At 65.4% G+C, this 20,748-nt stretch carries 22 protein-coding genes and 1 tRNA gene; 8 read left to right on the forward strand and 15 right to left on the reverse strand.

The genetic code is table 11. The features are described 5' to 3' along the window. The first annotated feature begins 20 nt into the window (after positions 1–20). The 4 genes from ACYOEI_RS24560 (at position 21) to ACYOEI_RS24575 (ending at position 1,602) form a co-directional block, all read left to right on the forward strand. The gene (locus tag ACYOEI_RS24560; RefSeq protein ID WP_462852267.1) at positions 21–377 is read left to right on the forward strand and encodes a hypothetical protein; all 357 of its coding nucleotides are present in this window, start codon (positions 21–23) and stop codon (positions 375–377) included. A gap of 68 nt (positions 378–445) precedes the next feature. After that, complete coding sequence (locus ACYOEI_RS24565) at positions 446–865, forward strand: hypothetical protein (protein WP_462852268.1); 420 nt, start codon at positions 446–448, stop codon at positions 863–865. 132 nt (positions 866–997) lie between these two features. Further along, positions 998–1,189: a hypothetical protein gene (locus ACYOEI_RS24570; RefSeq protein ID WP_462852269.1), complete on the forward strand. Its 192-nt coding sequence runs from the start codon at positions 998–1,000 to the stop codon at positions 1,187–1,189. Between the two features lie 146 nt (positions 1,190–1,335). Then, positions 1,336–1,602: a helix-turn-helix domain-containing protein gene (locus ACYOEI_RS24575; protein ID WP_462852270.1), complete on the forward strand. Its 267-nt coding sequence runs from the start codon at positions 1,336–1,338 to the stop codon at positions 1,600–1,602. On the opposite strand, the gene ACYOEI_RS24580 is transcribed toward ACYOEI_RS24575, so the two are convergent. After that, positions 1,594–2,844 (reverse strand): tyrosine-type recombinase/integrase, encoded by a 1,251-nt coding sequence (locus ACYOEI_RS24580; protein ID WP_462852271.1) that lies wholly within the window; start codon positions 2,842–2,844, stop codon positions 1,594–1,596. The genes ACYOEI_RS24575 and ACYOEI_RS24580 overlap by 9 nt on opposite strands. 146 nt (positions 2,845–2,990) lie before the next feature. Further along, positions 2,991–3,065, reverse strand: a tRNA-Pro gene (locus tag ACYOEI_RS24585). A 93-nt stretch (positions 3,066–3,158) separates the two neighbouring features. Between ACYOEI_RS24585 and pyrF the strand changes: the two genes are divergently transcribed. Next, complete coding sequence (gene pyrF / locus ACYOEI_RS24590) at positions 3,159–4,100, forward strand: orotidine-5'-phosphate decarboxylase (RefSeq protein ID WP_462852272.1); 942 nt, start codon at positions 3,159–3,161, stop codon at positions 4,098–4,100. A gap of 36 nt (positions 4,101–4,136) precedes the next feature. Here the strand turns inward: pyrF and ACYOEI_RS24595 are convergent, their stop codons facing one another. Together ACYOEI_RS24595 and ACYOEI_RS24600 are read right to left on the reverse strand one after the other, a co-directional pair. Beyond that, positions 4,137–4,868 (reverse strand): SIR2 family NAD-dependent protein deacylase, encoded by a 732-nt coding sequence (locus tag ACYOEI_RS24595; RefSeq protein ID WP_462852273.1) that lies wholly within the window; start codon positions 4,866–4,868, stop codon positions 4,137–4,139. Positions 4,869–4,873: 5 nt separating this feature from the next. Beyond that, the gene (locus tag ACYOEI_RS24600; RefSeq protein WP_462852274.1) at positions 4,874–5,113 is read right to left on the reverse strand and encodes a hypothetical protein; all 240 of its coding nucleotides are present in this window, start codon (positions 5,111–5,113) and stop codon (positions 4,874–4,876) included. Positions 5,114–5,641: 528 nt separating this feature from the next. Here ACYOEI_RS24600 and ACYOEI_RS24605 point away from each other — a divergent pair. Further along, entirely contained in the window at positions 5,642–6,076 is a 435-nt protein-coding gene (locus ACYOEI_RS24605; protein WP_462852275.1) for a hypothetical protein, read from the forward strand. A gap of 18 nt (positions 6,077–6,094) precedes the next feature. Here ACYOEI_RS24605 and ACYOEI_RS24610 read toward each other — a convergent pair whose 3' ends face one another. The 8 genes from ACYOEI_RS24610 to ACYOEI_RS24645 form a co-directional block, all read right to left on the reverse strand. Further along, positions 6,095–7,171 (reverse strand): DUF420 domain-containing protein, encoded by a 1,077-nt coding sequence (locus tag ACYOEI_RS24610; protein WP_462852276.1) that lies wholly within the window; start codon positions 7,169–7,171, stop codon positions 6,095–6,097. Between the two features lie 66 nt (positions 7,172–7,237). Beyond that, entirely contained in the window at positions 7,238–7,645 is a 408-nt protein-coding gene (locus ACYOEI_RS24615) for a cytochrome C oxidase subunit IV family protein (RefSeq protein ID WP_462852277.1), read from the reverse strand. A gap of 59 nt (positions 7,646–7,704) precedes the next feature. Next, complete coding sequence (locus tag ACYOEI_RS24620) at positions 7,705–8,772, reverse strand: cytochrome c oxidase subunit 3 (protein WP_462852278.1); 1,068 nt, start codon at positions 8,770–8,772, stop codon at positions 7,705–7,707. A 125-nt stretch (positions 8,773–8,897) separates the two neighbouring features. Next, positions 8,898–9,830, reverse strand: coding sequence for a heme o synthase (gene cyoE, locus ACYOEI_RS24625; RefSeq protein WP_462852279.1), 933 nt, complete (start codon positions 9,828–9,830; stop codon positions 8,898–8,900). Beyond that, complete coding sequence (locus tag ACYOEI_RS24630) at positions 9,827–10,801, reverse strand: COX15/CtaA family protein (RefSeq protein WP_462852280.1); 975 nt, start codon at positions 10,799–10,801, stop codon at positions 9,827–9,829. The genes cyoE and ACYOEI_RS24630 overlap by 4 nt, the downstream gene beginning before the upstream one ends. A gap of 75 nt (positions 10,802–10,876) precedes the next feature. After that, positions 10,877–12,709: a cytochrome c oxidase subunit I gene (locus ACYOEI_RS24635; protein ID WP_462852281.1), complete on the reverse strand. Its 1,833-nt coding sequence runs from the start codon at positions 12,707–12,709 to the stop codon at positions 10,877–10,879. Continuing rightward, the gene (locus ACYOEI_RS24640) at positions 12,706–13,542 is read right to left on the reverse strand and encodes a cytochrome c oxidase subunit II (RefSeq protein ID WP_462852282.1); all 837 of its coding nucleotides are present in this window, start codon (positions 13,540–13,542) and stop codon (positions 12,706–12,708) included. Before ACYOEI_RS24640 ends, ACYOEI_RS24635 begins: the two co-directional genes overlap by 4 nt. Positions 13,543–13,807: 265 nt before the next feature. Continuing rightward, complete coding sequence (locus tag ACYOEI_RS24645) at positions 13,808–15,103, reverse strand: c-type cytochrome (RefSeq protein ID WP_462852283.1); 1,296 nt, start codon at positions 15,101–15,103, stop codon at positions 13,808–13,810. 396 nt (positions 15,104–15,499) lie between these two features. On the opposite strand from ACYOEI_RS24645, the gene ACYOEI_RS24650 reads away from it, so the two are divergent. Both ACYOEI_RS24650 and ACYOEI_RS24655 read left to right on the forward strand, forming a co-directional pair. Next, positions 15,500–16,345 carry a CPBP family intramembrane glutamic endopeptidase gene (locus ACYOEI_RS24650; RefSeq protein WP_462852284.1) on the forward strand — a complete coding sequence of 282 codons (846 nt, stop codon included), beginning with the start codon at positions 15,500–15,502 and terminating at the stop codon, positions 16,343–16,345. A gap of 198 nt (positions 16,346–16,543) precedes the next feature. Further along, complete coding sequence (locus tag ACYOEI_RS24655; RefSeq protein WP_462852285.1) at positions 16,544–17,446, forward strand: metallophosphoesterase family protein; 903 nt, start codon at positions 16,544–16,546, stop codon at positions 17,444–17,446. Positions 17,447–17,637: 191 nt separating this feature from the next. On the opposite strand, the gene atpC is transcribed toward ACYOEI_RS24655, so the two are convergent. From atpC to atpG, 3 genes are all read right to left on the reverse strand, one after another. Further along, positions 17,638–18,084, reverse strand: coding sequence for an ATP synthase F1 subunit epsilon (atpC, locus tag ACYOEI_RS24660; RefSeq protein ID WP_462852286.1), 447 nt, complete (start codon positions 18,082–18,084; stop codon positions 17,638–17,640). 48 nt (positions 18,085–18,132) lie between these two features. Further along, a complete protein-coding gene (atpD, locus tag ACYOEI_RS24665; RefSeq protein WP_462852287.1) occupies positions 18,133–19,569 on the reverse strand; it encodes a F0F1 ATP synthase subunit beta in 1,437 nt (478 codons plus the stop codon). 199 nt (positions 19,570–19,768) lie between these two features. After that, complete coding sequence (gene atpG, locus ACYOEI_RS24670; RefSeq protein ID WP_462852288.1) at positions 19,769–20,698, reverse strand: ATP synthase F1 subunit gamma; 930 nt, start codon at positions 20,696–20,698, stop codon at positions 19,769–19,771. Positions 20,699–20,748: the final 50 nt, after the last annotated feature.

A 20,748-nucleotide genomic window follows, 5' to 3' on the forward strand; every position in this document is an offset into this window, starting at 1 on the left:
CCCAGAAAGGAAGGCTTCACGTGGCTGAAGAGGACGCGAGAGAGGAATCGATCACCCTGGCCGGCGTGTTGTGGGAAACGGCGAAGATCTCCGCGGAGGCCGTCGCCAGCCCGATCCAGGCCATCCTCGGGGATAGCTTCATCCAGGCGGCGGGCCGCCAGGGCATCGATGAGATCGGGATGGCCCTCAAGGCGTTCCCCGACAGCATCCAGGCCTACGAGATGGGGACGATTTTCAGCCCCACTCCCTACGAGGTGAGCAAGGACCGCAATGTCGAGATGCCGTCACTCGGCGAGATGGTGCAGGAGGCGCAGCCTTATTCGCCGGAGCAGGATCTCGGCATTGAGCAGGAGCGGTCCCACGGCCGTGGACGGTAGCGAGCCAGTTCCAGGCCGCGGAGTCAAATTGCAAGTTGGTTGATCATAAAAAATCGTGGAGAAATTTCATGAGCGAAGGACGTGATTTTGAGACTCAACTCGCCGAAGTTCGCCCGGCGACGAAGAACCTGGTCGCGGCGATCCTGATCGACGTCTGGCCGAGCGCCGGGGTCATCGTGGATTTCGGCCTCGACAGCCAGGAGCATTACGAGGCGTTGTACTATCCGATTCGCCAGGGCGAGATCTCGCCCAAGGTGCTGGATGCCGCCCTGGGCGACGGCCAGAAGCTCACCGAGCTGGTGAGAGCGGCGCCCAGTAATCCGCACAAGGAGATCGCGTTCCTCACGTCTTGGGATGTCGTGTTCGGACGCGCCGTGGAAGGGGCTGGAGCGGGTGATGGCGCGGCCAGGGATGGTGGCCTTGAGATTTCGGGCAATGACCGGCGCCAGGGCGGAAATGACGGTCCCGAAAAACGACGTCGGCGCTGAGATCCGCCCGGAAACCGACGGCAATTGGCCCATCGCGCAGGGCAGGAAGGAGACCTGTCCAGGGATGGCGTCGACTCTCATGCTCGAAGAGAAATCAAGTAAGAATATTCTAATAATTACGAGGAATGAGTCATGGACCCGGATTCTCGCTATGAGCACGCGCTGGCGGCGGCCCTGGTCATTCTCGATCAGTTCGACCGTTCGCCCGGCGAACCGAAGCATCAACGCCTGGCCCAGACCCTCTTTTCGATCCTTCACGCGATGGATCGGTACGAGGAAGAAAAAGAGAGGAGGGATCGGCGTGTGGGATTCAGCACCAACTGACCCCAGGACCCATGAGACGGCGATCCGCATCGCCAAACGTTGTCGCCGTATCGTCCAGGCCTGTCTTCGCGAGGAAGAGTGGGGCGATGCGGACCGGGAGTTTTACCTGATCATCCATGAGGAACTGACACGATTCGGAGGGGCGAATGACAATGGAAATGATCGGTCGGCTGGAGCGGATCGAGCGCATGCTGGAAACGCTGGTGCAGGAGAAGACGGTGAAGGACTGGTACACGACCGCCGAAGTCGGCGAGATCCTCGATCGTGATCCGTACACGGTCCGCGAGTGGGCGCGACTGGGGCGGATCAGGGCCGAGAAGCGGTCCTGCGGCCGGGGCCGGACCAAGGAATGGGTTGTCCCCCGTCAAGAACTCGAGCGCATCCGCAACCATGGCTTACTGCCGCTACGATAACAGCTCGTCGATGGCCCGTTTCTTGGCCTTGGGGAAGAGATGCTGGTAACGCGCCCGCATCTCCTCCGTCTGGTGCCCCATCATCGAGTCGATGATCCGCTGGTCGACGCCCTTCATCGCCAGGATCGAGGCGAAGGAGTGGCGGAACGTGTGGAAGCCCCGCACGTTCCGCCACTCCTCGCTTTCCGCCAGGGTACGCCCGAGTTGCTCCGTCGCCAGGGACACCGAGACGGGATTGCCGTCCTCCTGGCAGAGGGTGTACTGGCCGCCGGGATGGTGGGAGAACCAGTCGGCCATGACGTCCGCGAGAACCTCGTGCATGTCGACGAGGCGCATCGTTTCCCGCTTGCTCTGGTCGCGCTTGCGTTCCCGGATATGGACGACCCGGTTGTCGAAATCGAAGTCGTCGATGCGCGACCGGCAGATCTCGCTGCGCCGGGCGCCGGTCAGGGCGCAAAAGACCATCATGGGGTAGACGAAGCGGGCGGTGGCGAAGCGCCTGACGTAATCGAGGCACGCCTGGATTTCCGACCCGCTCAGGAAGAGGCACTCCCAGAGCCGTTCCTGCTCCTCTTTGGAGAGGCCTCCGCGCGCGATGCGGCGCTCGATCTCCTCGGTCGTCCGAAACGGCTCGCGACCTCGGTCCTTGCCGAGCTGCAGATCCTTGAGCTGCCACGGGCAGGCGACCGGTAAATGGCCGAGGCTCTGGCCCCATCCCCAGACGTAGCGGAGGGTCTTGAGTTCCTTGCGGATGGTGTCGCTGCTGATGGGGCGGTCGCGCCACCGCTCCTGGGAGCGCCGGGCGGCGTAACGCTGGGCGGAGGCCAACGTGACCGACTCGACGGCGCTCTCGCCCCCGAGGATGCGTGAGAGGTGGTTCCGGTGGATGCGCTCGGTGAGCAGCGTGTTCGATTCTTTCTTCCCGGCCGGCAGGTCGGCGACATAGAGGTCGAACAGCCGGCCCAGGGTCATTGCGGCCGGAAAAGTGTTGTGGACCTCGGGCGATTCCACAACAGGTTTGGTCGAAACGGTGCCCCCCGAGACGATGAAAATGCCCGGGTCGGCGTCGGCGGACATGGTCGCCCAGCCTCGCTTGAGCCGCATCATCGTCTCCTCGACGCGGGCGACGCCGGCGGACGCCAGCTGCTCGTCGGTCGTGTCGAGCGACCGGGTGAATTGCTTCCCGGCCCAGCGGAATGCGACTAAGTAGTTGCCGCGCTTGTCCTTGACCAGGGTCGCCATGCGGATTCTCCGTGGAACAGGAGGGGCCGTCGCCCAATCCTATCCCCACGTAAAGCCCGCGATGTTGTGGAATTGTTGTGGAGTTGAAGCGAGGAAATGAAAAAGGACTCACGCCGAATCGACGTAAGTCCTTTTGTAGTAAGCAATCGGGGCGGCGGGATTTGAACCCACGACCTCTAGACCCCCAGTCTAGCGCGCTAGCCAAACTGCGCTACGCCCCGTTTTGCTGTTCACACTGGCGGCTACCCGCAGGTGAGTGAGTATTGTATGATCTCCGAGCGTGATGTCAATGCAGTCTTGGGAGAATAAGCGTCGTGCATTTTTCTGATCGTTTGATCACGGCGACTCGGAAGGCGGGGAATCCCATCTGTGTGGGGATCGACCCGCGGCCTGAGGATTTGCCTGCGGGGTTTCTCGACGCGTTCCCGGGTGATCGGGGAGGGGTGGCGGAGGCGTTTCGGGTGTTTGGGAGGGGGGTCGTCGACGTGGTCGCGCCCCTCGTGCCGGTGGTCAAGTTTCAGGCGGCGTTTTACGAGGCGTACGGGCCGGAAGGGTTTGCGGCCCTGCATGCGACGGCGGCTTATGCCAAGGAGAAAGGGCTCGTCGTCCTGATCGACGGGAAGCGGAACGATATCGGGTCGACGGCCGAGGCGTACGCGCGGGCGTATCTGGGGAAGGTACCGGTGGGGGGGCAGTTCGAGCCCAGTTGGCAGGCCGATGCCCTGACTGTGAACGCGTATCTCGGGGGTGACGGCATCGCGCCGTTCGTGAAGGTCGCCGCTCGGGAGGGGAAGGGGATTTTCGTCCTCGTCCGGACGAGCAACGCATCCGCAGGCGATTTCCAGGATCTGCTCAGCGACGGAAAGCCTATTTATCGGCACGTGGCCGAGAAGGTGGGGCAGTGGGGCTCGCCCCATTGCGGGGAGTCGGGGTATAGCCTGGTCGGAGCGGTTGTCGGGGCGACGTATCCCACGCAACTCGCCGAGCTCCGCGAGGCGTTGCCCCAGGTCCCGTTCCTCGTCCCGGGATACGGGGCGCAGGGGGGATCGGCCGTGGATGTCGCCCCGGCGTTCGACGCGAACGGCCTCGGTGCCCTGATCAATAACTCGCGAGGTCTCACCTTCGCCTATAACCGACCCGCGGCCGTCGCCAAGCACGGCGACCGCTGGCAGGCGGCGATCGAGGAGGCTGTCCTCGAGATGGGCAATGACCTCGCCGCGAACACACCCGCGGGGCGGCTCCGTTCCCCGGTCTGAGGGTGATTTTCAACGAGGTAGGCGCCTGCAGTAAGTCTACGCGGGAGGGCCGGCGAGGAGCCTGGGAAGGATCTCTCCGGCCTTGCCGTAGAGCCCGACGTCGGCGCAATCGCCCGCCGGGGTCGACTCCAGGTTGACCTCGATGACGGAGGCCCCCGCGTTCTGCGCGGAGACGACGAGGCCGGCGGCCGGGTAGACCACGGCGCTCGTGCCGACAACAAGGAGGAGGTCGCACGACTCCACGGCCGCCTCGGCGGCCCGCCACACCTCTTGAGGTAGGCTCTCGCCGAACCAGACGACGGCCGGACGCTCCAGGGCTCCGCACGATTCGCAACGGGGCAGGGGAGGAAGTGTCTCGCCAGATCGGTCGACCGTCCGGCGGCAGCCCGTGCAGCGGACGTCGGCGAGGTTGCCGTGCAACTCGAGGACGTCGCGGCTCCCGGCCCGTTGGTGGAGACGATCGACGTTCTGGGTGATCAGGGCGACGTGAGGGTGGCGATCGGCGAATTGGGCGAGCGCGCGGTGGCCAGCGTTCGGTTCGGCCTTCGCGACGAGGTCGCGGCGGAAGTTGTAGAACTCCCAGACCAGGGCGGGGTCGTCGTCGAAGGCTTGCGGGGTGGCGAGACTCATCGGGTCTCGCCCGTTCCAGAGCCCACCGAGGCCTCGGAAGGTCGGGATCCCGCTCTCGGCCGAGACGCCCGCCCCCGTGAGGACGGCAATCCTCTGGGCCTTTGCCACCAGGGTTGCGGCAGCCGCGAAGTCGTCCATTCGGATCACAACTCGGGCATGGCGCCGTGTTTCACGGCGCGGGCGACCATGAACGATCCGGTGCCCATAAGGGTAAAGGGCACGGCGATCATGAAGAGGACGCTCCAGTTATAACCTGCCTGCATTCCGGCGACCTCGCTCGGCTGCGCGGCGACCGCCTCCTTGCAGTTGGGGCAGGCAGACGCGACCTGCGACAACGCCGCCACGACCACCAACGCCCGCAAGACTCGTCCGAATCGTCGCATTTCGCCAACTCCCGGCCCTTCGCCGAAATCCCAAAAAAACCACCTCGTCGGATCCGGACGACCTGCAGAATCTCCTGAAACGACAACGTATTACGAAGTTTACTCCTGTCCAGGACTTGCGTCAATTCCGTCGCGATGGCGGCGGGATGGTGATTCCGGACAGTTGCTTTTGTCGAAAATCCTGATGGGTTTTTATGTCATTGAATCTCAAGTATATCGGGCAGGCCGCGCCGGATTTGACGGTCGCACGCAGGGCGGTCCTTTTCCCTCGATCGGGAGGTCGGACTCGCATCTCTTTTGATGCGTCATCGTCCCAAGATTGTCCCCGGTGCGTACCAATGGGGCGTCGCGTGGCGGCGAATCATCCTGATCTTGATCAGGATGATTGCAAAAAATCTTGACTATTGCGATTGAGATACTAAATTATTGTCGTGACGCGAGTGAAGAAGGCCGAGATCTCCTCGACGCGGCCTTCGATGATGAGGGCAGACTCCAAGCGTAATTCTCCATAGATGAGGTTGGACCCCGATGAAGACCACGATGACTCTGGGCCTGCTGCTTGCGGTTTCGGCGTTCGCTGGGGCACCTTCGACTGAGGGCGACCTGGGGAAGCTTCAGGGACACTGGGAGACCAAAGTCGGCCTCAAGAAGGGGACGACGGTGCGGATCGAGATCAAGGGGAAGGATGTCGCCGCCACGATCTCGACACCCCTCGGGATCAAGATCCAGGCAGAGGGCGAGTTGAAGATCGACGAGTCGGTCAGCCCGAAGGCCGTCGACTGGATCAAGTTTACGACGCTCGACGGTGAGGAAGTCCCCGAGGTTCGCGCGATCTACCGGCTCGAAGGGGACCGGTTCGTCATCCGGAGTGGTGGCTTCAACGACCGACGGCCCAAGGAGTTCAACCCGGGCGAAGGGGTCTGGGCGAGTGTCCTCGTCTTTGAACGACCCGAGTCGCGCTGACTCGGGCCGTCGCGAGGTTCATGACGAGGCGAGCGGGAGTTGGTAGAGCATCACGTAGATCACGACTCCCGTGATGGAGACGTAGAGCCAGATCGGGAACGTCAGCTTGGCGATCCGGGCATGGCGGTCGAACTGTCTCCGCAGGGCCCGGGTCAGGGTCAGGGCGACCAACGGGACGATCGCCACGGCCAGGAGGATGTGCGAGATCAGGATCGTGAAGTAGAGGAGCCGGATCGGCCCGGTCCCTCGGAACGGGACGCCCCCCTGGATCTGGAAGTGGTAGACGAGGTAGCAGCCCAGGAAGAGGCCGGAGACCGCGACCCCCGAGACCATGCAGATGACGTGGCCTCGGATCCTCCCGAGCCGGATCAGGGTCCAGCCGAGGACGAGGAGGATGGCGGCGGCCGCATTCAGGGTCGCGTTGACGGCGGGGAGCTGTCGGACCCAGGGGGGCACCGAAGCCTCGGCAGGGGCCAGGGCCTTCACCCTGCCGAGGAGAGACTCGAGGGCGGCGGGGTCGGTCGTGTCGAAGTAGCCGACGACCTTGTTGCCCCGATCGACCAGCGCGAGGCGGTTGCTGTGCGAGAAGGCCTCGGCCCCCGCCTTCTGGTCGGCCTCGCTGGCCATCGACAGGCCGAGCTTGAACCGGTCGACCACCAGGTGGCTTACTTCGTCTTTCGGCCCGGTCAGGAACCACCAGCGGTCGGGGTCGGCGGAGAACTTGGCGGCATACTCGGCGAGGACCGCGGGGGTGTCGTGCTCGGGGTCGACCGAGACGCTGACGAGCCTGGCGGAGGAGCCTTCGAGGCGGCTCTGCAGGCTCTTCATGACGCTCGAGATCCGCGGGCACGACAGCGGGCATCGGGTGAAGATGAACGAGGCGATCCAGACGCGGTCGGTGAGGTCGGCGTCGGTGATCGTCTTCCCGGACCGCTCCGTGAGGCGGAAGGTCCCGAGCCCGAACGGGTCCTGTCCGAGATCCTGGCCGGATCGGGCGGCTTGGGGACGCAGGGCGGTTGCGGCGAGGCAGAGCCCGGCCGTGGCGACGACGGTCGCGACGACGATCGACAGTCCGAGGCGATAAGACGCGTCCACGGTCGGCCTACCATTTGGGGCTAGAGGAGGAGGCGAGGCGAAGGGGGGCTGATCCGCTTCGAAGGGTCAGGCGACGGGGCCGATAGACCGGGTCAGGGAGGCCGCCGCGCCGGGCTGGATCGGGGTCTTCGGGATATCCTTGAGGTCGGGATTCTTCTGGTTGACGGGTTGCCAGACCACGTCGGGGATCAGGGCCGTGGTCAGCACGACCGCGAGGATCACCGCGGGCACGAGGAGGGCGTAGACCCAGAGCCCCTCGAACTTCAGGTGCATGAAGTAGATCCCCACCAGCGCGGCCTTGGTGAACGCCATCACCAGCAGGCCGGAGACGAGGACGAGGAACGGCAGGGTCAGGAACGAGGCGTAGGCGTATTCGAGGACCGTAAAGACCAGGAGCGCCACGAAGACCTTTGCATAGGGCGCGTGGGACTCGACTTCGATCTCCTGGTCGGGGGTCAGGTTGGTCTCGCCCATGGAGAGGTTCTCGCTCAGCCTGGGACGGGGCGGTCGGCGCCCGTCCGGTTCGGTTCCGATCAGATCAAGTAGACGACGGTGAACAGGATGATCCAGACGAGGTCGACGAAGTGCCAGTAGAGGCCGACGAGCTCGACGGGACTGTAATGGCTGCGGTGATAGGCTCCCGTGAATGCCGAGCGGAGCGTGATGCAGACGAGCATGATGACGCCCGCCGCGACGTGGGCGCCGTGGAACCCCGTCATGGTGAAGAAGCACGAGGCGAACAAGCTCACGTTGGGGCGGAAGTGCCCGCTCGCGCTGACGCCGGGCGGATAGTGGTGGCCCTCCCACAACTGATAGTATTCGTAGACTTGCACCCCGAGGAAAGTGGCGCCGATCAGGGCGGTGGCGAGGAGCAGGAGCGTCCCCTTGCGCCGCTCGTTCTGCTGGAAGGCGCTCAGGGCGAAGACCATGGTGAGCGATGAGCAAATCAAAATAAACGTGTTCGCCGCCGTGAGGTCGATGCTCAGGGGGTTGGTCATGAAGTCGTAGGGCCGAGGCCAGTTGAAGGTGGCCAGCGGGACGACTTCGGCCTCGGCCCCGGCGGCGACGAGGCGGTCGAGGACCTTTTTTGCGGCGTCCTCGGAGACCCCGAAGAGGAGGCCGGCGGGGAGCGCGTGGATCAGGTGCTCGGCCTGTTCCTTGCGGAATTCCTTGGTGGCCTCGCCGAGCTTGGCGGCGGTCTCGCCGGCGTCGAGCTTCTGCTGCTCGATCGCGACGATGCGCCGGTCGAGCGCCCGGGTTTGCATCTTGTCCAGGACCATCGCCTCCTCGACCACCCCGGCGACTTCCTCGGGCTTGGCCCCGGCCGACTTGAGGATCAGGGCCTTGGTGTCCAGCTTCCCGGTGAGGTCGGTCGCGGGGGGGAAGGCGTTGCTGAAGGCGTTGGGGGGGCTCCCTCCCCGGAGGACGATGTACGAGCCGATCAGCCCGGTGAAGAACATGATCTCGGTGGCGAGGAAGAGCCACATCGCGACCTTGCCGGGGGTCACCGGGGGGTGCTGGATGGCCGTCCGGCCGGCCGGCGTCACGTGGCCGACGAGCTCGGATTCAGCGCCGTCCTGGGGATGGTCGTTGTCTGCCATCTCGACTGGTTTCCCTCAAGGGAAGAGATTCTCCGCGAAGGTACGGAGGGGGCGATTGATCAGCTCGGGTGGCCCGTCGGACCGCCGACCTGGCCGCGTGCCTCGATGCTCGGACGTCCCGAGGGTCAGGCGGGCATGGGGTTCAGGAGCAGGAGCGCGAGGATCGCGGGGAGGTAGATGAACGAGGACCACATCAGCTTGCGGGCGGAGGCGTCATTGACCCCGGCCCAGAACCGGACGGCGTACACCAGGTAGTAGATCCCCAGCGCGAGCGCCCCAACGAAGTAGACCGGGCCGGCGAGCCCGATGGACGCGGGCAGGAGGCCGGCGGGCACCAGGGCCAGGGCGTACCCCGCGGCCTGGCGGCCCGTGATCGCCCCGTGGGGGTCGACGGTCGGGAGCATCATGTGGCCCGCCTTCGCGTAGTCCTCGCGGTAGATCCAGGCGATCGCGAGGAAGTGCGGGAACTGCCAGAGGAAGACGATCAGGAACAGGGCCCAGGCCTCGACGCCGAGCCGACCCGTGGCCGCGGCCCAGCCGATGACGGGGGGGAGGGCTCCGGGGATCGCGCCGATTGCCGTGTTGAGGGTCGTGACGGGCTTGAGCGGCGTATACACGAAGGCGTAGAGCACGAAGGTGACCGAGGCGACCGCCGCCGCGAGTGGGTTAGCTGCGGCCAAGAGGATGACGACGCCGACGACGGCGGTGGCGGTGCCGAAGATCGCGGCCTCGCGCGGGGAGATCCGGCCGCCGGGCAGGGGGCGGTTCGCCGTCCGCCGCATCAGTCGGTCCCGATGCCGCTCGAGGTACTGGTTCCAGGCACTCGCGCCGGTGGCGACGAGGCCCGTCCCGAGGACCGTGAAGAGCAGGGTGGAGGGGTGCGAAGCCCCGCGGGCCCCGAGCACGAAGCCCACCGCGACGGTGACGAGGACCAGCGAGGCGACTCGCAACTTGGCGAGGGCCGCATACGAGGAGAGTCGGCCGCGGGTGTCGGCCCAGATCGAATCCTCCGGGGAATCGGCCAGGCTCGTCGGGCCGAGGGACACCGCCGTCTTCACGCGACCACCTCCGGATTCAGGGAGACTCGAGGGACTTGCACAGGCTCGCCGGCCGGTGCCAGGTGCCGGAACGCTCGCAGGGTCAGGACGACGGTCGAGGCGAGGAGCAGGGCCCCGTTGGCCTGGTGGCCGGTGCGGATCATGGCCTGCAGGATCGTGACCGTCCGAGGGGTCCCGTCGATCGGGCTGAGCATCCACCAGGCGGCGACGCCCAAGGCGATCTGGATCGCCACGGCCATGGTCATCGCCCTCGACGACGGGACGAGCGAGGGGACCTCGGCCTTCTGCCGTTCCACTCGGATGGCGAGCATCGTGGCATGGCCCCAGACGGCCGCGGCCACCAGGGCGTGGAACCACAAGGCGTGGGCCGAGGGGAAGTGCCGGAGCCAGGCCCCGGCGGCGATCTGGGCGGCGACCATGCCCAGGGTCACGGCCGTGCGCCGGCGGAACTTCCCGGGGTCGGGCAGGGGATTCGCCCCTTCGATCCAGTCTCGGCCGGTCAGGACGCAGAGCGTGACCATGAGCGCGAAGAAGGCCTGGCCCGTCACGCCGTGGATCGCCGCGAGCATGGTCGAGTTGTGGGTCACCCGGGTCCCCCCGAGCACCCCTTGGATGATGACCGTCACCAGCGCGAGCACGCCGAGCCCTTTCATCAGCCGGCGGCGCTCGGCCAGGAGGAACCAGCCCGCGAGGAAGAGGGTCGAGAGCCCGACGGCGGCGCCGTAGAGCCGGTGAGTGTGCTCGACCTTGACGCCGAACGGGGCGTTCCAGAAATCATACAGGAACATGTTGATCCCGAACGTCGTCGGCCAGTCGGGGACGGCCATGCCGACGCGGTAGGTGGTCACCGAGCCGCCGACGAAGATGAGCGGCCAGGTGAACACGGCGGCGAAGACGGCGACCCAGTGCGGCCCGCGCCGATAGGCGTCGGGCCGGGGGGTGCGGGGCTCAGGATCGGGGTCGGGTTTCATGGGATCGCTTTGCAAAGGGGCCTCGGGAAGCCGGGGGCCGCCCCGAAGGCGCTCCGAAAAGGGTCGGGATCGGGTCTAGGCCATGATCGGGTCGAGCGGCCCCGCCTTGGGCGGCCTGGGCTCGGTCTGGGGCAGGAAGTCCGAGGCCGTGCCGGGCAGGCTGTACTCGTACGCCGGGTGGTAGACGGTCGGGATCGTCTCGAAGTTGTAGTGGGGAGGCGGCGAGGGGGCTACCCATTCGAGCGAGTTCGCGTGCCAGGGGTTCGCCTCCGCCTTCGGGCCGAACACCAGGCTGTAGAAGAAATTCAGGATGAGCGGGATCTGCGCCAGGCCGAGGCCGAAGGCGCTATAGGTCATGAAAATGTTCATATTCGTAATCCCCGCCCCCTGGAGGAACGGATAGACCGAAGGGTCGGCGACCCGGCGCGGGTGGCCGTGCATCCCGATGATGTGCATCAGGAAGAACGTGCCGTTGAAGAAAAGGAATGAGAAGAAGAAGTGGAACTTCCCCAGCTTCTCGTTCATCATCCGGCCGAAGATCTTCGGGAACCAGTAGTACAGCGCCGCGAAGATGCCGAACGTGCTCCCGCCGAAGAGCACATAATGGATGTGTGCTACGATAAAATACGTGTCGTGGATGTGGATGTCCACGGGCGTCGCGGCCATGAAGATCCCCGACAGCCCGCCGATGACGAACATCGAGACGAAGGCCATGGCGTTGAGCATGGCCGAGGTCAGTTGGAGCCGGCCGCCCCACATCGTGCCGAGCCAGTTGAAGACCTTCACGGCCGAGGGGAGCGCGATCATCATCGTCGAGAGCATGAACGTCGCGCCCAGGGTCGGGTTCATGCCCGACTGGAACATGTGGTGCCCCCAGACGAGGAAGCCGAGGCCGGCGATCGTGCCGATCGCGATGACCATCGGCTTGTAGCCGAAGAGGGGCTTGCGCGAGAACGTCGAGATGATGTCGGAGACGAACCCCATCGCCGGCAGGATCATGATGTAGACCGCCGGGTGGGAGTAGAACCAGAACAGGTGCTGGAACAGGAGCGGCTGGCCGCCGCCGACCACCGCCGGGGCGTTGCCCACGCTCCAGTCGAACGGGCTGAAGAAGTTCGTCCCCGCCAGGCGGTCGAGGAGCTGCATGACCAGGGCCGACGTCAGCACCGGGAGCGCGAATGCCTGGAGGAGCGCGGTGATGAAGAGCGCCCAGACCGTCATCGGCATCCGGAAGAGGGTCATGCCGGGGGCCCGGAGCATGAGGATCGTCGTGATGTAGTTGATCGACCCCATCAGCGACGAGATCCCCGCGAAGAGCAGCGCGACCAGCCAGAGGGTCTGCCCGTCGAGCGAGCCGGGGGTCGCCCATTTGAAGGTCGACAAGGGGGGATAGCTCGTCCAGCCGCTCTCGGGGGCCCCGCCTTCGACGAAGAACGACCCGATGATCGCGGCGAAGGCGAACGGCATCGCCCAGTACGAGACCATGTTCAGCTTCGGGAACGCCATGTCGCGCGCCCCGATCATCAGCGGGATCAGGTAGTTCCCGAAGGCGCCCGTCAGGATGGGGATGATCACGAAGAAGATCATGATCGTCGCGTGCATCGTGAATAGCTTGTTGAAGAACTCCGGCGGCATCTTGTAGCCGTACGCGGGGTTCGACCAGAGGGCCTTGCTCAGGAACGGGATCGGCGACCAGGGCCAGGCGAGCTGCCAGCGGATCGCGATCGCCAGCAGGCCGCCGATCACGAAGAAGAGCAGGCCGGAGAAGAGGAACTGGATCCCGATCACCTTGTGGTCGGTCGAGAAGATATACTTCTGGATGAAGTTCCGGTGGTCCTCGTGGACGTGCGGGTCCGCGTGGTGACCGTGCCCTGGCGCGTGGCTGTTGGCGGCGTGTTCGGCGCTCATTGTGGTGTCGTCTCTCCCTGGGGGCCGCCGGCCCCGGTGAGTTGGCTGACGTTCTGGGCGTCGATCGCCTTCCGCATCCAGTCGTCGAAGTCCGACTGGGTCTCGTGGACGGTCACGTTCCCTCGCATCTTGTAGTGCCCCCAGCCGCAGAGCTCGGCGCAGACCAGGTCGTAGTTCCCGGATCGGTCGGCGTCGAACCAGACGGGGATCGTCAGGCCGGGGACCGCGTCCTGCTTGATCCGCATCTGGGGCAGGAAGAACGAGTGGAGGACGTCCGACGACTTGAGGTGGATCAGCGCCGTCTTGTCCTTGACGAAGTGGAGGTCGTTGACTCGCACGAGGTCGTCGGCCGTATTCAGCCGGCCGTCGGTCCCCGGGTATCGCATGTACCACTGGAACTGTCGGCCGGTCACCTCGGCGATCGGCTGGACCTTGGGCTCCGAGGTCCGGAACTTGATCTGGGCCCAGGTCCCCATCTGGTAGATCGTGATGAAGACGAGGATGCCCGCCGGGATGATCGTCCAGATTACCTCGAGCCGCTGGCTGCCGTGGAAGTAGGTCGCCGGGCGGACCGGGCGCCCCTCGTCGTCCTTCCGGTCGACGAAGCGGTGCGTCGCCCAGACCAGGGCGACCTGGGTGCCGATGAACGTGAGGCCGGTGATCCAGAGGATGATCAGGAAGAGGGTGTCGATCTCGCGCCCGAACGTCGAGACCGAGTGGTAGGGTTCGTTCGGGTTATTCGGAAGCCACCAGTCCGGGGAGAATGGCGCGTAGAAGAACGCGCCGATGCAAGCGAGCGCGGCCAGGGCGAAAAAGAGACTCCAATGACGCACGGAAACGCTCCCATAGTCGGGCTTCGAGTGCGAGGGGTCGGACGGCGGCGGGCGAGACCCGATTTCGATGACGTCGCGGGTTCGGAACCTTCGAGGACTCGATGAGGTGGGACCGACCCACCGATCTCCAAGAGCACGGGGGCAGTCCTCGCCCCATGATTCGATCACAAGATCAAAAGCGGATCCATCGATGCGGCAAGGCGCTTTGCGGCCCCCGGCCCCCGATCACGCGAAAGGGGCCGGGCGAGGCCGAGGGCCTTCGCTCTCAACGCCTGGCCACGGCGGGCGAGGGGGGGGGGGCCGTGCCGGCAGGCGGGACACCGTCGAGCAACCGGGCGTCGTACGGGAGCGCGAGGATGAAGTTCACGACGTCCCAAACCTCGTCGGTGTCGAGCGTCGGATAGTGGCCGGGCATCTTGGCGCCGGTGATCCCCTTGGCGACGCGCCAGTAGAGGTCGATGGGCCGTCGCCCTCCTTTGTAGAGGGAACGGTTCAGGTTTGCCGGACGCAGCGGGTTTCCCCAGTCGTCGAGCGAGTTCTTCCAGATCTCGCGGACCTTCTCCGGATACGTGTCGAGCCTCGCCTGCATGAGGGAAGGCCCCCCGCTGAACATGACGTCGTCGATCACGTCCTGCGAGACGAAGCTGGCGCCGTCGCCGTTCGCTTTGCGGCCGTGGCAGCCGACGCAGTCGACCGAGTTCCCGCTCTTGGATTTCTGCCCAAGGAAGAGGTTCCGACCGCGGAGGATGCTCTCGGAGGTCGACGCGATTCGGGACGACGGGGGATTGAAGACCTGAGTCTCCGCGTCTTTCCACTTGCCGAAGACGCTGTTCGCGACCCCCTGGACGACCTCGTCGCTGAGCGCTTCGGGATCATTCTCGTCGGCGATCGCGGCCTCGTCGATCAGGGCCAGCTCGGTCTCCCCTCTTATGCTGAGGAAGACGACGTAGTCGGTCACCTGTTCGAGCTCCGACGGGCTCATCAGGGCCTCGAACGCGGGCATCGAGGTGCCGTGCAGGCCGTCTCGGATCGTCCGGAGGAGGTCGTCGTGGGTCGGCTTCGCCCCGTTGGGGGTGGAGGTGAATTTGAACTTGCCCGGGCGGTAGTCGCGGGGCCTGGGGAAGAGGAAGTCGGCCGTCGGCCCGTTCCCCGCACCCGAGACGCCGTGGCACTGGACGCAGTGGACGCGATAGAGGGCGAATCCCCCCTTCTGTTGGGCTGAGGCCTCCTTCGCGCCGGCCTCGGCGATCGCTTGCCGCTTCCGGCCCGCGCCTTCACCGACCCACTCGAAGCTCGCCAGCCGCCGGCCCCCCGCGGGGAGGCCCGAGTCCTTCGGGATGTTGATCTCGCGAGGGTTCGGGCCGAAGAGCTTCGCCAGGCCTTTGCGGACGCCGTCCTGGAGCTTGGCCTTGCCCGCGAGGTGGGGCTTCGTCTTGTCGGCCAACTCCCGAGTCAGCGCCTCGGTCTCTTCGTAAACGAGCGGGCCGGGGTTGAAGGCGTCGCTGCAGCCGGCCACGATGACGGTACCGACGAGCAGGGCCAGGAAAAACCGCGAAGTCACACGCCAACCCTCCAACACGGGCGAAATCGGACGACCGCCACAACCCGCGAATCGGCGGGTGTTCCGCACCGAAAGGCGTCTCAATCCGGAGGACGGATAGGCCTGTAGGGACAACGTTGGAGCACCCGAACATGCTCGTGTCCCAAGGCGGCGGGGCGGAATCCTTGCGGTGGCCGAAAGTGCCGAGGCCTCGGATCGGACCAAAACCTCAGAAACCTGTCCGTCGCAGGCGGCACAATAGCCATGCGATTATGGTAGCGGGCGAGGTTTAGTGCCACAAGATCCGTCGACATTTCGTTCTTTTCGGTCATTACGAAAATTTTGTCGAATTCGAAACCTCCAACAGAATCTTTGCGTCCTCAATTTTTCGGGGGGAGCTGGCCGATCCGAAGAGTTGTGAAAACAACGACCCGACGATCCCCGGCGCCTCCTCCTCGGCGGTCCCGGTCCCGGTTTGGCTACGACCACCACTGGTGGGGCGAGTCGCCGGCGATCGAGGATGGGCGCCGATCGTACTGGATCACGACGCGCCGGCCGTTGCCGTGCCTGGTGTTCGTCGCCCCGTTGCTGCTCGCCTATGAGTTCGGGGTCCTCTGGCTCGGGGGCGAATCGGCGGAGACGCTCCGTACGGGTGCCGACGCCTGGTTGCGCCAGTTCCTGGTCAGGCTCGGCCTGACCGACCAGTGGTTCCTCCCGCTGCTCCTCGTCGTCTCGCTCCTCGCCTGGCATGCGTTCGACCACCGAGAGTGGCGTTTTCCCCCGTCCTCGCTCCTGGGCATGGCGGTCGAGAGCCTGATCTTCGCGGTGGCCCTGATCGGGCTGAGCCGGGTCGTCGACCTGGGGTTCACGTTCCTCGAGCGTCCCCCGGCGACCGTCCTGGCGACGAATCCCCCGGCTTCGAGTCATCCTGCCTCGGCGCTGATCGGGTTCCTCGGCGCCGGTGTCTACGAAGAGGCCCTGTTCCGGCTCGCGCTCGTGCCCCTCTTCTTCGGGACCCTCCGCCTGCTCCAGATGCCGACCGTCCTGGCGAGCAGCCTCGCCGTGACGACCTCCGCCTTGCTCTTCTCCGTCGCCCACCACGCCGGCACCCCCGGAGAAACCTTCACCTGGTTCGCGTTCATCTTCCGCTGGCTGGCCGGCGTCTATTTCGCCTGGGTCTTCGTCGTTCGAGGGTTCGGAGTCGCGGTTGGCACGCATTCCGCATACGATATCCTCGTCGGCTGGCTCGGCTGGCATCTCTGAGGGGAGATCGAGCCACGGATGAAACACGGATGAGAGAAGACATATCAATCAACAGATGACGCCGATGAACGCAGATTGAGAATGCTCGAATGATTAAAATCTGCGTTCATTCGCGGTATCTGTTGATCCATTTTCCTGTCCGTTTTCGATCCGTGACCCCATCGGCCGACCTCTCAACCGCGGTGGAGGCGTGCGAGCTTGCGGATCGTCCACCTGTCTGACATCCACGTCTGGCGTTATGCGTTCAACCCCTTGCGCCTGATGAACAAGCGGGCGGTGGGGATGTTGGAGTTGGTGACGGGCCGGGCGAGGAAGTTCCGGCTGGAGCGGTTGCACGAGGTGGTGGCGAGGGTGGTCGGGCTGGCGCCGGACCACATCCTGATCACGGGCGACCTGACGACCACGGCGCTTCCCGACGAGTTTCGCGATGCGCGCGGGGCGCTCGCGGAACTCTTGCTGGACCCGGCGCGGGTGACGGTGATCCCCGGGAACCACGACCGATATACGACAGGATCGGTCCGCTACCGCCAGTTCGAGGAATGGTTCGGCCTTTTTGCTCCGCAAGGGGCGTACCCTTGGATTCGAACCCTCGACGGGGAAACGGCCATCCTCGGGATGGACGCGACTCGTTCGCACATCTCGGCGAGAGGTTATCTTCCGCCCGAACAACTCGCCCGCGCGAAAGGGCTCGTCGGCCACCCCGGCGAGCGACCGAGGCGCGTGATCGTGGCAAGCCATTACCCGTTGGCGGCCCCCGGCCATTATGCGGCCGAGCTTGCCCCAAAGCGGATGAAGAACGCGTCGGAGGTCTCCGACTGGCTCAGCCAGGTTGGCCCGCATCTCTATTGCTGCGGGCACGTGCACGCCGCCTGGGCGTTCGTGCCCGAGGCCATTCCTCGGCAGCTCTGTCTCAACGCGGGCGCACCCTTACTCCGAGATCCGACCGGCCTACGCCCGCCGGGGTTCCTGGAGATCGAGCTAAACGATGACGACGTGAACGTCGTCCATCACGCCTGGACCGGCGAGGGATGGTCGTCACGGTCCTTGGCCCGCGCCCCTGGATTCTTCGACACCGGCCTCGCCCCTTCGATCGAGGCTTGAGAGGCGGGGCACTCTTGCCCGTCCTTGCTGAGGTCCCCCCGGTAGGTGGGGCACTCCTGCCCCGCTCTTGTTGCAGGAGCCTAGGGGAAAGAGCGGGGCAGGAGTGCCTCGCCTACCGAGGGATCATCCTTAAGCGGGTGAAGCCTGAGATATGGCCTCAACGTTTAGCGTTGACGCATCACTCGCCTTGTTCAACGCTTGGGCGCGGCGATGTGGAGCTGGGCCCTGGCGCGGGCGACGGCCTTGGCCTTCTCCGCCTGGTCGTATTCCGACGTGGCGGGCCGGGCCTCGGCCTGCTCGAGCTCGCGCTCGGCGGTCGCGGTGTCGATCTGGGCGGCGGGGATCGCGCGGTTGGTCAGGACGGTGACGATGTCGTCACGAACCTGGGCGAACCCTCCGTCGATGAAGTAACGCTTGGTATCGCCGGCCTCCTTCGTGCGGAGCTCGCCGAAGCCGAGGCGGCCGATCAGCGGGGAGCGCCCGGGGAGGATGCCGAGTTCGCCGTCGTACAGGGGGAGGACGACGAACTCGACCACATCATCGAACAGGGTCCGTTCCGGCGTGACGACCACGCACTGGAGCCGGTGGCTCCCTTTCTTGCCGGTCTTCTCCGGATCCACCGTCTCGTGGATAGCCATCGCGGTGCACGCTCCTCGAAAATCGGCCTAGGGTCAATCGCTCGGGTCTCAGCGCGCCATCCGCTTGGCTTGCTCTTCGGCCTGCTCGACCGAGCCGACGTAGAGGAAGGCCCCTTCGGGGAGGTGGTCCCACTTGCCTTCGCAGATTTCCTTGAAGCTTCGGATCGTGTCGGCCAGCGGGGTGTACTGACCGGCCTTGTTCGTGAAGACTTCGGCGACGAAGAACGGCTGCGAGAGGAACCGCTCGATTCGGCGGGCCCGGTGCACGACGATCTTGTCTTCTTCGGACAGCTCGTCGACGCCGAGGATCGCGATGATGTCGCGGAGCTCGCGATAGCGTTGCAGGATACCCTGGACGCGTCGGGCGACGTCGTAGTGCTCCTGGCCGACGTACTGGGCGTCGAGGACGCGCGAGGTCGAGCCGAGCGGGTCGACGGCGGGGAAGATCCCCTTCTCGGCGATCGAGCGCTGGAGCACGATGAAGGCGTCGAGGAAGCCGAACGTCGTGGCCGGGGCGGGGTCGGTGAGGTCGTCGGCGGGGACGTAGACGGCCTGCACCGAGGTGATCGCACCCTGGTTCGTCGAGGTGATCCGTTCTTGGAGGCCGCCCATTTCGGTCGCCAGGGTCGGCTGATAGCCCACGTTCGACGGCATACGGCCGAGGAGTGCGGACACTTCGCTACCGGCCTGGCTGAAGCGGAAGATGTTGTCGATGAAGAGCAGGGTGTCGGCACCGGTCGAGTCGCGGAACCACTCGGCCATCGTCAGGGCCGAGAGGGCGACCCGGAGCCGGGCGCCGGGGGGCTCGTTCATCTGGCCGAAGCACATCACGGTGCTGTCGATGACCGACTTGCCCGTGCTGCCGATCTTCGTTTCCTGCATTTCGAGCCAGAGGTCGTTCCCCTCGCGGGTCCGCTCACCGACCCCGGCGAAGACCGAGTAGCCGCTGTGGACCTTCGCGATACGGGCGATGAGCTCGGTCAAAATGACCGTCTTGCCCAGCCCGGCGCCACCGAAGAGGCCGATTTTACCGCCTCGGACGAACGGCGTGAGGAGGTCGACGACCTTGATCCCGGTCTCGAACAACTCGGTCTTGGGCGAGAGGTTGTCGAAGGCGGGCGGATCGCGGTGGATCGGCCAGTGCTCGGAGGCGGGGACGACGCCACGGCCGTCGATCGGCTCGCCGAGGAGGTTGAAAACGCGGCCCAGGGTCTCCTTGCCGACGGGCACGCTCACCGGGCCGCCGGTGTCGATCACGGGCATCCCGCGGACCAGGCCGTCGGTCGAACCCAGGGCGACGCACCGGACTCGGTTGCCGCCGAGCTGCTGCTGCACCTCGCCGGTCAGGTGGATCTCGACGCCCTTCTCCTTGGCGTCGACCTTCAAGGCATTGTAGATGTCGGGGAGGTGCCCCTCATCGAACTCGACGTCGAAGGTCGAGCCGATCACCTGGGAAATCCGTCCGGTCGCGGTCGCGGTGGCCATTGGGAGGAACCTTGTGGGATGGATTGAGGGATGCGGGATTCACCACAAAGGCACAAAGTCACAAAGAAAGATAAAAATGGTCTTGAAAGACCGGGGAGTCATCTCCCGCATCGCCATGACCGTCCGGCGAGACAATCTTTCCTGACTCTTGGCCTTGTCTGGTTCTTTGTATCTTTGTGGTGAGAAAGTCTTATTCCTTTTATTCCAAGGCCGCGGCGCCACCGATGATCTCGGCCAGCTCGCGGGTGATCTGCGCCTGCCGGGCTCGGTTGTAGAGCCGGGTGAGGGACTTGATCATGTCGTCGGCGTTCTCGGTCGCGCCCCGCATGGCGACCATCCGGGCGATCTGCTCGCTGACGGCCGCGTCGAGGAAGCACTTGAAGAGGCGGACCTTGAACGAGACCGGCACGATCTCCTCGAGGATGGTCTCGGGATCGGGCACGAACTCGTAGGGGATCCGCTCGGCCTTCGACGGGTTGGCGGCCGCTCCCTCGCCCGCCTTCCGCTTGGCCTGGCGGACGGAGGCGCCCGCCTCGCCGACCTGGGCGGTGGTCATGGGCAGGAGGGTTTGGACGACGGCTTCTTGCCGGGCGCTGTTGATGAACCGGGTGTAGGCGACGTCGAGCCGGTCGATCTCGCCCCGGATGAACATGCCGATATACTTGTTCGCGAGGACTTCTACCTCGTCGAACTGGGGCCGGTCCTCGAACTGGGTGTAGGTGCTGGCGGCCGGGGTCCCCCGGAACCGCATGTAGTTGATCCCTCGCTTGCCCGCGACCTCGAGGATCGGCTCGACGCCCTCGAGCTGGTAGTCCTGGTAGGTCCGCGACGCCACCCGGATGACGTTGCCGTTGTAGCCGCCGGCGAGGCCTCGGTTGCTGGTCAGGACGAGCAGGAGAGACCGCTTGACGGGTTCGCGGACCTCGAGGAGCGGGTGCGAGACCTCGAGCGAGGTCGAGCCGAGGTCGGCGACCAGCTCGGCGATCTTGCGCGTGTAGGCCTCCGCCTCGGTGGCGCGGTCGAGCGCCTTCTTGAACCGGGCGGTGGCGATCAGCTCCATCGTCCGGGTGATCTTCCGGATGTTCTGCACCGACTTGCGGCGCTTGACGATCGCTCGGGCCTTGGCCATCGGTGTCTCTCGCGAAAGCGGGGGTGATCTGCGAATCGAGGGACGTCGTC

Source organism: Singulisphaera rosea (assembly GCF_054877945.1).